Here is a 13820-nt window from a genome sequence, read left to right as displayed (position 1 = left end):
TCCCGGTCACAACTCGACCAAGATCCGCTATGAACACGTCAAGTTATGGGGATGCAGGGAAGGAACGGTGAATTCCGAATGCCTGAACTCTGAACTAACTCACGCCTCGTCAGACAACTCGGGCCCCACGCCAACTCCCCGTCCGGCTCGTGGGTTCCGAGGCATCTCCGCGTGTGCGAGGCAAGCTGGACCACAGCAGCAACGTCCGCACGAGAACAGGAATTCGACGTCATGACCGACAAGCTCACCGTGAGCGTCCTGGGCACCGGCATCATGGGCGCCGCGATGGCCCGCAACCTGGTCAGGGCAGGGCACACCGTCCGCGCCTGGAACCGCACCCGGGCCAAGGCCGAGCCCCTGACCGGCGACGGCGCGTCCGTCACCGACACCCCCGCCGAGGCGGTCCGGGACGCCGATGTCGTCCTGACCATGCTGTACGACGGTCCCGCGACGCTCGACGTCATGCGTGAGGCGGCGCCCGCACTGCGGTCCGGTGCCGTGTGGATGCAGTCGACGACTGCCGGGATCGAGGCCGTCCCCGACCTGGCCGCCTTCGCCCGCGAGCACGGTCTCGTCTTCTACGACGCCCCCGTCCTGGGCACCCGCCAGCCCGCCGAGGCCGGTCAGCTCACCGTGCTGGCGGCGGGGCCCATCGAGGGGCGGGAGACGGTGACGCCGGTGTTCGACGCCGTCGGCGCCCGGACGGTGTGGACCGGCGAGGACGGCGGGGCCGGCACCGCGACGCGGCTGAAGCTGGTCGCCAACAGCTGGGTGCTGGCCGTGACGAACGCGGCCGGTGAGGTGCTGGCGCTGTCCAAGGCCCTCGACGTGGACCCGCAGCGGTTCTTCGAGGTGATCGACGGCGGGGCGCTCGACATGGGGTACCTGCGGGTCAAGACGGGGCTGGTGCTGAACGACGCGCTGACCCCGGCCGCGTTCGCGGTGACCACGGCCGCGAAGGACGCGCGGCTCATCGTGGAGGCGGGCGAGCGGCACGGCGTACGTCTGGACGTCGCCGAGGCGAGCGCGGAGCGCTTCGAGCGGGCCGCCGAGCTGGGGCACGGGGACGAGGACATGGCGGCCGCGTACTTCGCCAGCTTCGAGGAGGGCAAGGCCGCGCAGTGAGCCGTGCGAGGCTTGCTCCATGACTGAGGATGTCCCCCTGCTGGTGATCGTCGACGCCGCGAACGTCGTCGGGTCGGTGCCCGACGGGTGGTGGCGGGATCGGCGGGGGGCCGCGCAGCGGCTGCGGGACCGGCTGGCGGCGGACGGGGTGCCGGGGCATGCGGGGCCCGTGGAGATCGTGCTCGTGGTCGAGGGGGCCGCTCGTGGTGTGGAGAGCGTGCCGGGGGTGCGGGTGGAGTCCGCTGCCGGGAGCGGCGACGACCACATGGTCGAGCTGGTCGCGGAGGCGGGCGGGCGGCCCTGCCTGGTGGTGACCGCGGACCGGGAACTGCGGCGGCGGGTCACGGAGTTGGGGGCGGACGTGGCGGGGCCGCGTACGGTACGGCCGTAGGCGGCCCCGCTCCTCCGGGTCGGGCCGAGCGGGTCGGGCGAAGTCCACTGCGGTTCGGGAACGCCCCCAAGGGGCGCGAGGCTCTATCGATGTGCGGCTCCGCCGCGTGGGCGCGACCAGCCACGACGGCGCGGCGGACGAGCAACGACACGACCCGGCGCTTCCAGCGGAGCGCTCAGGCGGTGTTTCCGCCCTCCCCCTTCTCCACCTCGGCCACGGTCGTCTCCTCGTGCCGTCCGAGACGGCTGTGGGAGCGGCCGTAGAGGAAGTACACGCCGAAGCCCGCCACCATCCAGATGGCGAAGCGGACCCAGGTCTCGGCGGGCAGGTTGATCATCAGCCACAGCGAGGCGCACACCGACAGGATCGGGATGACCGGCACCCACGGGGTGCGGAAGGACCGGGGCAGGTCGGGGCGGGTGTTGCGGAGGATGATCACGCCGATGGCCACGACCACGAAGGCGAACAGGGTGCCGATGTTCACCAGCGCGGCGAGTTCGGTCAGCGGGGTGAAACCGGCGAGGACCGCGATGATCACGCCGAGCAGGATGGTCGGCCGGTGCGGGGTCCTGAACCGCGGGTGGACGTGGGAGAAGAAGCGCGGCAGCAGTCCGTCGCGGCTCATCGCGAAGAACACACGGGTCTGGCCGAGCAACAGGATCATGCAGACCGTCGTCAGCCCGACCGCGGCGCCGAAGCTGATGAAGCCCGCGAACCAGGGATGCCCGGTGTCCTTGAACGCGTCGGCGAGCGGGGCGTCCACCGACAGCTTGGTGTAGTGCTGCATGCCCGTGACGACGATCGACACGGCGACGTACAGCGTGGTGCAGATGAGCAGGGAGCCGATGATGCCGCGCGGCATGTCGCGCTGCGGGTTCTTGGTCTCCTCGGCGGCGGTCGCCACGACGTCGAAGCCGATGAAGGCGAAGAACACGACCGAGGCGGCGGTGAAGATGCCCATCACGCCGAAGTTGGAAGGCGCCCAGCCGAACATGAGCTGGATCAGCGGGGCGTCGAGATTGCTGCCGGCGTCCACCGTCTGGGCCTTCGGGATGAACGGGTCGTAGTTGTCGCCGTCGATCAGGAACGCGCCGGCGACGATCACGGTCAGGACGACGGCCAGCTTGATGGCGACGACCAGGGACGTGATCCGCGCGGACAGCTTCATGCCGAGGACGAGGATGAAGGTGAGGACGAGGACGAGCGCGGCGGCGAGGATGTCGAAGCCGAAGGCGTCGGCGCCCTCTCTGCTGCCCAGGGCCACGGGCATCTCCCAGCCCGCGTTGTCCATGAGCGACTGGATGTAGCCGGACCAGCCGACGGCCACCACCGCCGTGCCGAGCGCGAACTCCAGGACCAGGTCCCAGCCGATGATCCAGGCGGGCAGTTCGCCGAGGGAGGCGTACGAGAACGTGTACGCCGACCCGGCGACCGGGAGGGTGGAGGCGAACTCGGCGTAACAGAGGGCGGCCAGTGCGCAGGCGACGCCGGACACGACGAACGCCAGGGCCACCGCGGGTCCGGCGTTGTTCTTCGCGACTGTGCCTGTGAGCACGAAGATGCCGGTGCCGATGATGACGCCGACACCGAAGACGGTCAGATCCAGCGCGGACAAGGACTTCTTGAGCGCGTGCTCTGGCTCCTCGGTGTCGAGGATGGACTGCTCGACTCTCTTCGTCCGGAAGAGTGTGCTGCTCACGGTTCCTCCCACGCTTGTCGTCCTCGACATGATCGAGAGGGGGCGTGATACGCCTGCCCCGGCATGGGCGGAATCACACAGATGGGCCGGTTTCACCACCGGCATGGGTGGTGAAACCGGCCCATCCGGCCGTCAGCGGCGGTCAGTCGCGCGCGGGCTCCACCGAGTCGACCTCGGCCGCCGCACCGTCGAACCGGCCGTCCAGCTTGGAGACAAGACCGGTGACCTGGCGGGCGATGTCGGGGGCGGTGAGGCCGATCTCGACCAGGACCTCGGCACGGGAGGCGTGGTCGAGGAAGCGCGGCGGGATGCCGAAGTCACGCAGCGGGACGTCCACGCCCGCGTCGCGCAGAGCCTGCGCGACCGCCGAGCCGACGCCGCCGACGCGGGAGTTGTCCTCGACGGTGACGACCACGCGGTGGCGCTCGGCGAGCGGTGCCATGGCCTCGTCGACGGGCTTGACCCAGCGCGGGTCGACGACGGTGGTGGTGATGCCCTGCTTGTCGAGCAGGTTCGCGATCTCCAGGCACATCGGCGCGAGGGCGCCCACGGAGACCAGCAGCACGTCCGGGGTGTCGGTGCCGGGCTCACGCAGCACGTCCATGCCGCCCACCCGCCCCACGGCGGGTACGGCGGGGCCGACGGCGCCCTTGGAGAAGCGGACGACGGTCGGCGCGTCCTTGACCTCGACGGCCTCGCGCAGCTGCGCCCGCACCTGGTCGGCGTCCCGCGGCGCGGCCAGCCGCAGGCCGGGCACGACCTGGAGGATCGACATGTCCCACATGCCGTTGTGGGAGGCGCCGTCGGTGCCGGTGACGCCGGCCCGGTCGAGCACGAAAGTGACGCCGCACTTGTGCAGCGCCACGTCCATCAGGACCTGGTCGAAGGCGCGGTTGAGGAAGGTGGCGTACACGGCGAAGACCGGGTGCACCCCGCCGTGGGCGAGGCCGGCGGCCGACACCGCGCCGTGCTGCTCGGCGATGCCGACGTCGTAGATGCGGTCCGGGAAGGTGTCCGCGAACTTCTTCAGGCCGACGGGCTGCAGCATTGCGGCCGTGATGGCGACGATGTCCTCGCGCTCCTTGCCGAGCTTGACCATCTCGTCGCCGAAGACCGACGTCCAGTCGGCGCCCGAGGCCTTGATGGGAAGACCGGTGTCGGGGTGGATGGGACCGATGCCGTGGAAGCGGTCGGCCTCGTCCTGGAGGGCGGGCTGGTAGCCGCGGCCCTTCTCGGTGAGGCAGTGCACGATGACCGGGCCACCGAAGCGCTTGGCGCGCGCGAGCGCCGACTCCAGGGCCTCGATGTCGTGTCCGTCGATCGGGCCGACGTACTTCAGGCCGAGGTCCTCGAACATGCCCTGCGGCGTGATGAAGTCCTTCAGGCCCTTCTTGGCACCGTGCAGGGTCTCGTAGAGCGGCCTGCCGACGACCGGGGTGCGGTCGAGGATCTCCTTGGTGCGGGTCAGGAAGCGCTCGTACCCGTCGGTGGTGCGCAGCGTCGCCAGGTGGTTCGCGAGGCCGCCGATGGTCGGCGCGTACGACCGCTCGTTGTCGTTGACGACGATGACGAGGGGGCGGTCCTTGGCCTCGGCGATGTTGTTCAGCGCCTCCCAGGCCATGCCGCCGGTCAGGGCGCCGTCACCGATGACGGCGACGACATGGTCGTCGCGTTTGCGCAGCTGGTTGGCTTTCGCGAGGCCGTCGGCCCAGCCGAGGACCGTCGAGGCGTGCGAGTTCTCGATGACGTCGTGCTCGGACTCGGCCTGCGAGGGGTAGCCCGACAGGCCGCCCTTCATCTTCAGCCGGGAGAAGTCCTGGCGGCCGGTGAGCAGCTTGTGGACGTAGGACTGGTGGCCCGTGTCCCAGAGCACCTTGTCCTTCGGCGACTCGAAGACCCGGTGCAGGGCGATGGTCAGCTCCACCACACCGAGGTTGGGCCCGAGGTGGCCGCCTGTCTTGGAAACCGCCTCGACAAGGAAGGTCCGGATCTCCTCGGCCAGCTGGTCCAGCTGCTCAGGGCTGAGCCGGTCCAGATCGCGCGGTCCCGTGATGCGGGTCAGCAGCGGCACCCGTGCCTCCTTGCAGTAGAGCTGTTGCCGGGCTTGTCGAGTCTAATGTTCCGCCTCAGCGGAAGGTTCCCGGGCCCGGGGACGTACATCACGCATTCGGCTCTACCCAGTAACACCCCGTACTACAACGCCGATAAGGGGCGCGGGGAACTGCGCGACCAGCCCATACGGACCGGCACCCGCCAGTTCACCCACGCCCCTACGGCGCTACGGCGTTCCGCGCTATGCGCGACCCGCGGTCTTCTGCGTCTTCCGGGTGATCGAGTCGATCACGACCGTGGTCAACAGCACACCCGCGGTGATCATGTACTTCACCGGCTCGGCGATGGACTCCAGCTGGAGGCCGTACTGGATCGAGACGATCACCAGCACACCGAGCAGCGCGTTCCACGTGCGGCCACGTCCACCGAACAGCGACGTACCACCGATCACGGCAGCGGCGATGGCGTTCATGAGCAGGTCACCCGTACCGGCGCTCTGGTTGGCGGACGCGATCTTCGAAGCCAGGAACAGACCACCGATGGCGGCGAAGCCACCCGAGATCGCGAACACGGTGATGCGCACCGCGGTGACGTTGATACCGGCACGACGCGAGGCCTCGACGCTGCCACCGAGCGCGAAGATCTTGCGGCCGTACGAGGTACGGCGCAGCACGAAGTCCGTGGCGAAGAGGAACACCAGGAAGATCACCGTGGCCATCGGCAGGCCCTTGTACTGGTTGTACATGATCGCCGCGGCGAAGGAGACGACGCCCAGCAGCACGGTGCGCAGGATGGTGTCGCTCATCGGCCGGAACGGGATGCCCGCGGCCTCGCGGCGGCGGTTGCCCAGGAACGAGGTGATGAAGAACACCGCGGTGATCACAGCCGCCAGGGCGTACGCGGCCGCCACGTCCGTGAAGAAGTACGTCGTCAGCTTGCCGATGAGGCCGTCGCTGTCGAGGTTGATCGTGCCGTTCTCGCCCAGTGTCTGGAGCATGAAGCCGAGCCAGAACAGCAGACCGGCCAGCGTGACGGCGAACGCCGGAGCGCCGAGCACCGCGAAGAAGAAGCCGTGCGCCGCGCCGATGACGGCACCCGCCGCGACGGCGACGAGCACGGCCGCCCACTCGGGCCAGCCCTGGTTCACGGCGAGGACGGCCGCGATGGCGCTGGACGCGCCGCTGACCGAGCCGACGGACAGGTCGATCTCGCCGAGCAGCAGCACGAAGACGATGCCGACGGAGATCATGCCCGTGCCGACCATCGTGACGGTGATGTCGCTGATGTTCTGCGCGGACAGGAAGGCCGAGTTCAGGCTCTGGAAGATGACGCAGATGACGACCAGGCCGAGGATGACCGGCAGGGAGCCCAGCTCACCGGCCTTCAGCTTGCGCCGGAACTCGGTGAGGTAGCCGGCCAGGCCCTGCTCCTGCACCAGCAGGCGCGGGTCGACGGCGGTCACCGCGGCCGCGGCGGCCTCGGTGTTCAGGACCTCGTGGTCCTGCGTGGCGGAGGTCTTGTCGATGCTCACTTGGAAACCTCCCCGTTCGTGCGCGCCGCACGGCGGGTCACGGCGTTCTCGGTGGCGCCGGTGATGGCGGAGATGATCTCCTCCTGCGAGGTCGTCTTGACCTCGAAGACGCCGTTGTTCTGGCCGAGCCGCAGCACCGCGACCTTGTCCGCCACGGCCTTGACGTCGGCCATGTTGTGGCTGATGAGGATCACGGCGTGGCCGCGCTCGCGCAGCCGCTCGACCAGGTCGAGGACCTGGGCGGTCTGCTCGACGCCGAGGGCGGCGGTGGGCTCGTCGAGGATGACCAGCTTGGGCTCGCCGAGCATGGAGCGGGCGATGGCCACGGTCTGGCGCTGACCGCCGGACAGCGAGGCGATCGGGATGCGCACGCTGGGGATGCGGATCGACAGCGTCTGGAGCAGCTCGCGCGAGCGGCGCTCCATCTCGACCTCGTCGAGGATGCCGCGCTTCTTCAGCTCACGGCCCAGGAAGAGGTTGCCGACGACGTCGATGTTGTCGCACAGCGCGAGGTCCTGGTAGACCGTCGCGATGCCCAGGCTCTGGGCGTCGTGCGGCCGGTTGATCGAGACGGCCTTGCCGTCCCATTCGATGACGCCCTCATCGATGGGGTGCACGCCGGCGATCGTCTTGACCAGCGTGGACTTTCCGGCGCCGTTGTCGCCCACCAGGGCGACCACTTCACCGGCGTGGACCTCAAGCTCTACGTCGGTGAGCGCCTGAACGGCACCGAACCGCTTGGAGACCCCGCGCAACGCCAGCACGGGCGTAGCGGACACGTGAACCATCTCCTTCGCCGCCTGACCCGGCGGAAGGGCTGTACAGAGAAAAGTTGGGGGGTTCCGTCCGGCGCCCCGCGCCGAGCTTGCGGGGCTGACGTATACGCGGGGCGCCGGAGGAGTCTTGGCTTGCAGTCATGTCCCGTGCGGGAATTCAAGGACGAATTCCCGCACCTGGAAAGGGACCTGAGGCTGCTTTCGCCGATTCGACTCAGCCGGTGACGCCGGCCTTGTCGCAAGCGGCCTTGTACTTGCCGGTGCAGATCTCATCGGCGGTGTAGACGCCGTCCTTGATGACGGTGTCGTTGATGTTGTCCTTCGTCAGCGAGGTGACGGGCACGAGCACGGACGGGATGCCCTTCTCGCTGCCGCTGTCGACCTTGTCCTTGGCGATGGAGTCGAGCGACTTGCCCTGGGCGAGCGCGACGGCCATCTCGGCGGCGGCGGTGGCCTCGGGGGCGTACGGCTTGTAGACGCTCATGTACTGCTCGCCGGTGACGATGCGCTGCACGGCGGCCAGCTCGGCGTCCTGACCGGTGACCGGGACGTTGATGCCGGCGGCCTTGAGGGCGGTGATGATACCGCCGGCCATGCCGTCGTTGGCGGAGTAGACGCCGGCGATGTTGTTCTTGCCGACGGCCGAGATCGCGGCCTCCATCTCGGAGTTGGCGTTCTCCGGCTTCCACTCCTTGGTGTCGTACTCCTTGGCGATGGTGACCTTGCCGTCGAGCGCGGAGTGGGCGCCTTCCTTGAACTGCGCGGCGTTCGGGTCGGTGACCGAGCCGTTGATCATGACGACCTTGGAGTCCTTGGTCGCCTTGTCGCCCAGCGCCGTCAGCAGGGCCTCGCCCTGGGTCTTGCCGACGGACACGTTGTCGAACGAGGTGTAGGCGCTGATCGGGCCCTCGGCCAGGCGGTCGTAGGCGACGACCTTGATGCCGGCGTCGACGGCCTTCTGCACGGAGTTCTTGATCGCCTTGGCGTCGACGGCGTCCAGGATGAGGACGTCCACCTTGTTGGTGATCATGGTGTCGACCTGCTGCGCCTGCAGGTTGGCGTCCTGCTTGGCGTTGTTGTAGTCGATCGTCGCCTTGTTGTTCGTCAGCTCCTTGATCTTTTCCTCGATCAGGGGCCGGTCGAACTTCTCGTACCGGGCGGTCTGGTTCTCCGGGAGCAGGAGACCGACCTTGATGTTGTCGCCCTTGGCGGCGCTGGCGGTGGAGTCGTCGCCACCGGCTTCCTCGGCGCTGCCACAGGCAGCCAGCGAGACGGCCATCGCACCTGCGGCAATGGCAACGGCGGCACGACGCATACGCGTGTTCACTTCAGAAACCTCCCTGACGAGGCCGCGTCGTTGCGGCCGAGGTGGCTGGAAGTCAACTCGGCCACACGTGCGACGTCAAGAAGTAAATCCTTAACGGGTTGGCAACGGTGCCATCCGTTCTCTAAGTGAAGGCAGGAGCGGCCGCGTGCAGCGTACTGTCCAAAAGGGTTGAATCACCCATCTCGCTGAGCGCGAGCGCCAGTGCGCCGAGCACCTCGGCACGGCCGCCAAGTGCCCCCGGAAGAACGGAAAGTTGGCGCGCGGCGCTGGGGATCGCATAGCGGCCGACAGACTCCCGGATGGGCCCGAGGACCAGCTCACCGGCCTCGGCGAGATCACCGCCCAGGACCACGCGGCTCGGGTTCAGGAGATTGCAGAGATTCGCGACTCCACTGCCGATATGTCGGCCGACGTCGGCGATCACCCGACGGCAGCCCGGGTCTCCGTCCCTGGCCAGCCGTACGACGCCCTCCATGGTCAGATCGGTGCCATGGCTGGACTGGAGCAGCGGAAGCACATAGCGCGCGGCCGCGAAGGTCTCCAGGCAGCCCCGGTTTCCACAGCGGCAGACCGGGCCGGATTCATCAAGAGTAATATGCCCGATTTCTCCAGCGGTGCCACCCGGGCCCCGGTAGATCTTGCCGTCGATGACCAGACCGGCGCCGACACCGCTGGCGACCTTGATGTAGGCCAGGTCCCGCACGCCCCGCCCGCTGCCCCAGACCAGCTCGCCCAGGGCGCCCAGGTTGGCGTCGTTGTCGACGTGCACGGGCACCCCGAGGCGGTCGCGCAGCTCCTCGGCGGGCTTGGTGCCGGTCCAGCCCGGCAGGATGGCGGTGGAGCCGAGGGTGCCGGACTCGACGTCGATCGGGCCGGGCACGCCGACACCGACCCCGGCGATCTTGGAACGGTCGACGCCGGTCGCCCCGATCAGCCTGTTGACCAGCTGTTCCGCGCGATCGAAGCCCTGTGTCGAGGAGGCGTCCACATCCAGCGGCTCGGACTCCTCGGCCAGCACCTGATGGGCCAGGTTCCCGACCGCGACGCGCAAATGGGTATGGCCGAAGTCGACCCCTATGACGATGCCGGCGTCCCCGCTCAGCGAGACGCTGCGGGCCCGGCGGCCACCCGCCGAGGTCGGCGTGACCTCGACTGTTCCGCCGTCCTTGAGTTCACGGACGATATTGGAGACCGTTGCCGCGGACAGACCGGTGGTCCTAGCGATCTCCGCCTGGGTGAGGGATCCGGCCAGCCGTACGGCCCGGACGACCCGCTCCAGGTTGGCTCGGTGCAGTGACGACTGCGACCCCGGAGTCTCCACGACGACCTCCTGCGCGCGGGACCTCATCGATGGGGCCCCGTTCGTGTCCAACTAGTGAACTCTAAGCTGAGCCGTTCGGGTTGCCTCCCGTCAAGAGGTTGAACCGGATCCGGGTACGTGCACACACCTGTGCACGCCGTTCCCGAGCGTGGGAACGGCGTGCATGCGAGCGGTTCCGGAGCGCTACCCCGGGGCTATTTCAGCGCCCCCGCGGTCAGCCCCGCGACCACCTGGCGCTGGAAGATGATGTACGCCGCGAGCACCGGCAGCATCGCCATCACGAGGCCGGCGAAGAGTCCGGACCAGTCACCCTTGTAGCCCTGGCTTACGGCCAACTGCACCAAGCCCTGGGTGAGTACCCGCTTGTCGGGGTCGGTGTTGAGCACCGTGGGCAGCATGTACTGGTTCCACTGGCCCAAGAAGTTGAAGATGCCCACGCTGATCAGTCCCGGCTTGGCCATCGGGAGCATGATCTGGAAGAACGTACGGCTGTGCGAGGCACCGTCGACGAAGGCCGCCTCGGCCACCGATGTCGGCAGCGTTCTGAAGAACGCCGTGAGGAAGAACACGGTGAACGGCAGCGAGTACGCGATGTAGACCAGGATCAGCCCGTGGATCGTGTTCAGCAGTCCCATGTTGTTCACGACGTAGAAGAGCGGGACCAGCGCGAGCATGATCGGGAAGCTCATGCCGCCGATGAACAGGAAGTAGATGAAGCGGTTGCCCGGGAAGTCGAAGCGGGCGAGGACGTAGGCCGCCATCGAGCCGAGCACCAGGGTGCCGATCAGCGAACCCCCCACCACCAGGATGGTGTTGAGGAAGTAGTCGCTCATATTGGCCTGGGTCCAGGCCCGCGACCAGTTCGAGAAGTGCAGTTTGTCCGGCAGCGACCAGGGCGAGCCGAAGATCGAGGCGTCGTCCTTGAAGGACGTCATCACCGCCCACAGCAGCGGCATGGCGACCATGAACGCCCAGATGACGAGAACGCCGTGGGAGAAGACGTTGAGGACGGTGCCCTCTTTCCTCTCCTTGGCCGGCGCCTTGGCCGGCACCCCGGTCTTGGTGATGGGCATCCCGGACTCGGCCGGTACGGGCGCGGTGGTCTCGGTCGTCTTCATCTGTCAGAACTCCAGCCGCTCGCGCCGTCCCAGCCGCATGATGATCGCGGCGAAGGCCAGCGTGACGATGAGCAGGGCCACACCGATCGTGGTGGCGTAGGCGGCCTGCCCGTCACGGAACGCTTTCTGGTACACGTACAAGACCATGACCGTGGTCGAGTAGTCGGGTCCTCCGGGCCCGGTCGTCATGATGTGTACGACCGCGAAGGACTCGGCGCCCAGGGCGAGGATGCCCATGTAGACCCAGCCCGACTGCACGGTGTCCCACAGCAGCGGCAGGGTGATCCGGAAGAACGTGGCGGCGCGGCCGGCGCCGTCGAGCAGCGCGGCCTCGTACAGATCCGCCGGGATGGAGGCCATACCGGCGGAGAACAGGACCACGAAGAAACCGACCGTGGACCAGACGATCACGCCCATGACGGCCCACAGCGCCAGGTTCGGATCGCCGAGCCACAGCGGCTGGACGCTGTCGAGCCCGATCCCGCGCAGGATCGAGTTGATCGCTCCGCTGTCCGGGTTGTACGCGAAGGCGAACAGCAACGCGACGATCGCGATCGACAGCACCTGCGGGAAGAAATAGACGATCTTGTAGAACCCGGACCCGCGGACACCGGTGATCGCCGGGCCGCCCTTTCTCCGCCGCCCGCCCACATTGATCATGAAGGCGAGGAACAGCGCGAAACTGAGTGTCACCAGCGGCAGCAGCAACGCGAACCAGAGACTGTGCTGCAACGACTTCCAGAAGATGTCGTCGTCGAGCATCCTCTCGTAGTTGTCGAAGCCGACCATTTTGAATTCGGGGCTCAGCCCGGTCCAGTCCGTGAACGAGTAGTAGATGGACTGGATGAACGGCCAGACGACGAAGAGCGCGTACAACCCCAGGGGCACCGCGAGGAACCCCACGATGAACCGGTACTTGCCGTGCTGCATTTGCTATCGACCCCGATCTGCGCGCGGGTGCCGCCGCTGGTGACGGATCCTCACCGGACTACTGGTGCTTGTAGTGCTTGATCGACGAGTCCTTGGCGGCCTCGTCGGCGAAGGCCTGGATCTTCTTGATGGCCTCGGCGGGGGTGAGACGCCCGGCCATCATCTCGCCGAGACCGGAGACACCGATCTTCTCCTTCTGGAGCTGCACATACCAGTCCTGCAGCCGCGGGTTCACCACGTTCTGGCCGGCCTTGTCGAGCGCCGCGACGCCGGACTTGAGACCCGGGGTGAGGGTGATGCCGTCGGTGCCGCCGTTGTACGCGGTCAGCGACTTGACCTTGCTGGTGAAGTTCTTGGAGCTCGCCTCGCTCAGCATGATCCGCAGCTGCTCCATGCCGCCCGCGGTGTTCTTCGCCTTGGCCGGGACGATGAAGGGCTCACCGCCGGAGGCCCAGATCGTGCCGAAGGGCATCTTGTCGGAGGAGTCGATGCCGGTCGGCGCGGAGACGGCGAGGTCGAAGTCCTTCGGGATGACGTTCGCCGACTCGTTCTCCACCCAGGAGCCGTTCGGGATGAACAGCGCCTTGCCCTGGGCCCAAGCGGTCTGCGACTGGATGTGGTCCAGGCCCGGGGTGCCCTTGAGGACGTAGCCCTTCTTGTAGAGCTCGTAGTAGGCCTCGAAGCACGCCTTGACCGCCGGGTGCTTCCAGGCGTTCGGCTCCAGGTTGTCGATGGCGTCGAGGACCTCGACACCGCCGACCTTGCCGATCATCGGGTAGAGCGAGAAGGGGAGGTAGTACGGGTACTTGCCCGCGTACGTCCAGCCCGCCATGCCCTTCTTCTTGGCCTTCTCGCAGACCGCGAGCATCTGGTCCCAGGTCTCGGGGTACTGCTCGTCGAGCGAGTCCAGGGCCTTCTGCGAGTACCAGACGCCGTAGACCGTGTAGGCGTAGTACATGATCCAGACCGGGTCGCCGTCGAACTGACCCATCTCCACGATGCCGGGGCGCAGCGTGTCGCGGACCTTCTTGCTCGGGTCGTCGAAGGACGGGGCGTCCAGCAGGGGTGTGAGGTCGGCGAGCTGGTCCTTGCCGACCAGGACGCCCATGTCCATCTGCTCGGCGCCGGAGTTGTCGATGAGGTCCGGCGGGGTGCCCTGGTTGAAGCGGGGCTGGAGGGTGGACTGGATCTTCTGGGTGGCGGCGAACTTCACCGTCACCTCGGGGAAGTTCTTCTCGTAGATCTTCACGGCGTCCTCGGCGTACTCCTTACCGAATCCGCCGTCGAAGAGTACGAACTCCATCTGCGCGGTGTCATTGACGCCGAGCGGGTTCTTCTCGGTCTTCTTGCCTTCCTTGGCCTTGTCGCCGTTGCCGCCGCCACCGCTGCTCGCACACGCGGACAGGAAGCTCATCGTGGGCACGGAAATCAGGCCGAGCGCGGCGGACCGCTTGATCAGATCGCGGCGTCCGACACCCGCGGAGCCGTTCTTACCGGGATTCTGGGCAGAAGTGGATCCCATGCTCAAGTCCTCGCCTTCTCCAGGACTC

General features: G+C 67.7%; 11 protein-coding genes. 2 read left to right on the top strand and 9 right to left on the bottom strand.

Annotated elements, in window-relative coordinates:
• The first annotated feature begins 171 nt into the window (after positions 1–171).
• Positions 172–1125 (top strand): NAD(P)-dependent oxidoreductase, encoded by a 954-nt coding sequence (locus OG254_RS36500; RefSeq protein ID WP_405590493.1) that lies wholly within the window; start codon positions 172–174, stop codon positions 1123–1125.
• A gap of 19 nt (positions 1126–1144) precedes the next feature.
• Positions 1145–1516 carry an NTP pyrophosphohydrolase gene (locus OG254_RS36495; RefSeq protein WP_405590490.1) on the top strand — a complete coding sequence of 124 codons (372 nt, stop codon included), beginning with the start codon at positions 1145–1147 and terminating at the stop codon, positions 1514–1516.
• Between the two features lie 175 nt (positions 1517–1691).
• On the opposite strand, the gene OG254_RS36490 is transcribed toward OG254_RS36495, so the two are convergent.
• From OG254_RS36490 to ngcE, 9 genes are all read right to left on the bottom strand, one after another.
• The gene (locus OG254_RS36490; protein WP_405590487.1) at positions 1692–3215 is read right to left on the bottom strand and encodes an amino acid permease; all 1524 of its coding nucleotides are present in this window, start codon (positions 3213–3215) and stop codon (positions 1692–1694) included.
• Positions 3216–3357: 142 nt separating this feature from the next.
• Positions 3358–5286 (bottom strand): 1-deoxy-D-xylulose-5-phosphate synthase, encoded by a 1929-nt coding sequence (gene dxs, locus OG254_RS36485; RefSeq protein WP_405590484.1) that lies wholly within the window; start codon positions 5284–5286, stop codon positions 3358–3360.
• 222 nt (positions 5287–5508) lie between these two features.
• Positions 5509–6798 (bottom strand): sugar ABC transporter permease, encoded by a 1290-nt coding sequence (locus OG254_RS36480; RefSeq protein WP_405590482.1) that lies wholly within the window; start codon positions 6796–6798, stop codon positions 5509–5511.
• Entirely contained in the window at positions 6795–7586 is a 792-nt protein-coding gene (locus OG254_RS36475) for an ATP-binding cassette domain-containing protein (RefSeq protein ID WP_187284592.1), read from the bottom strand. Before OG254_RS36475 ends, OG254_RS36480 begins: the two co-directional genes overlap by 4 nt.
• A gap of 202 nt (positions 7587–7788) precedes the next feature.
• The gene (locus tag OG254_RS36470; RefSeq protein ID WP_405595387.1) at positions 7789–8889 is read right to left on the bottom strand and encodes a substrate-binding domain-containing protein; all 1101 of its coding nucleotides are present in this window, start codon (positions 8887–8889) and stop codon (positions 7789–7791) included.
• A 133-nt stretch (positions 8890–9022) separates the two neighbouring features.
• The gene (locus OG254_RS36465; RefSeq protein ID WP_351186464.1) at positions 9023–10222 is read right to left on the bottom strand and encodes an ROK family transcriptional regulator; all 1200 of its coding nucleotides are present in this window, start codon (positions 10220–10222) and stop codon (positions 9023–9025) included.
• Between the two features lie 194 nt (positions 10223–10416).
• A complete protein-coding gene (locus tag OG254_RS36460) occupies positions 10417–11340 on the bottom strand; it encodes a carbohydrate ABC transporter permease (protein WP_147997787.1) in 924 nt (307 codons plus the stop codon).
• Positions 11341–11343: 3 nt separating this feature from the next.
• Positions 11344–12270, bottom strand: a complete 927-nt coding sequence (locus tag OG254_RS36455) for a sugar ABC transporter permease (protein WP_351186466.1) — start codon at positions 12268–12270, stop codon at positions 11344–11346.
• Between the two features lie 58 nt (positions 12271–12328).
• Positions 12329–13792 carry an N-acetylglucosamine/diacetylchitobiose ABC transporter substrate-binding protein gene (ngcE, locus tag OG254_RS36450; protein ID WP_405590475.1) on the bottom strand — a complete coding sequence of 488 codons (1464 nt, stop codon included), beginning with the start codon at positions 13790–13792 and terminating at the stop codon, positions 12329–12331.
• Positions 13793–13820: the final 28 nt, after the last annotated feature.

It is taken from the genome of Streptomyces sp. NBC_01092 (genome assembly GCF_045039535.1).
In the GTDB taxonomy this organism is placed as follows: Bacteria; Actinomycetota; Actinomycetes; order Streptomycetales; family Streptomycetaceae; genus Streptomyces.
The sequence above is the reverse complement of the archived record's forward strand: the minus strand, read 5'-3'. Positions and strand labels throughout refer to the sequence as shown.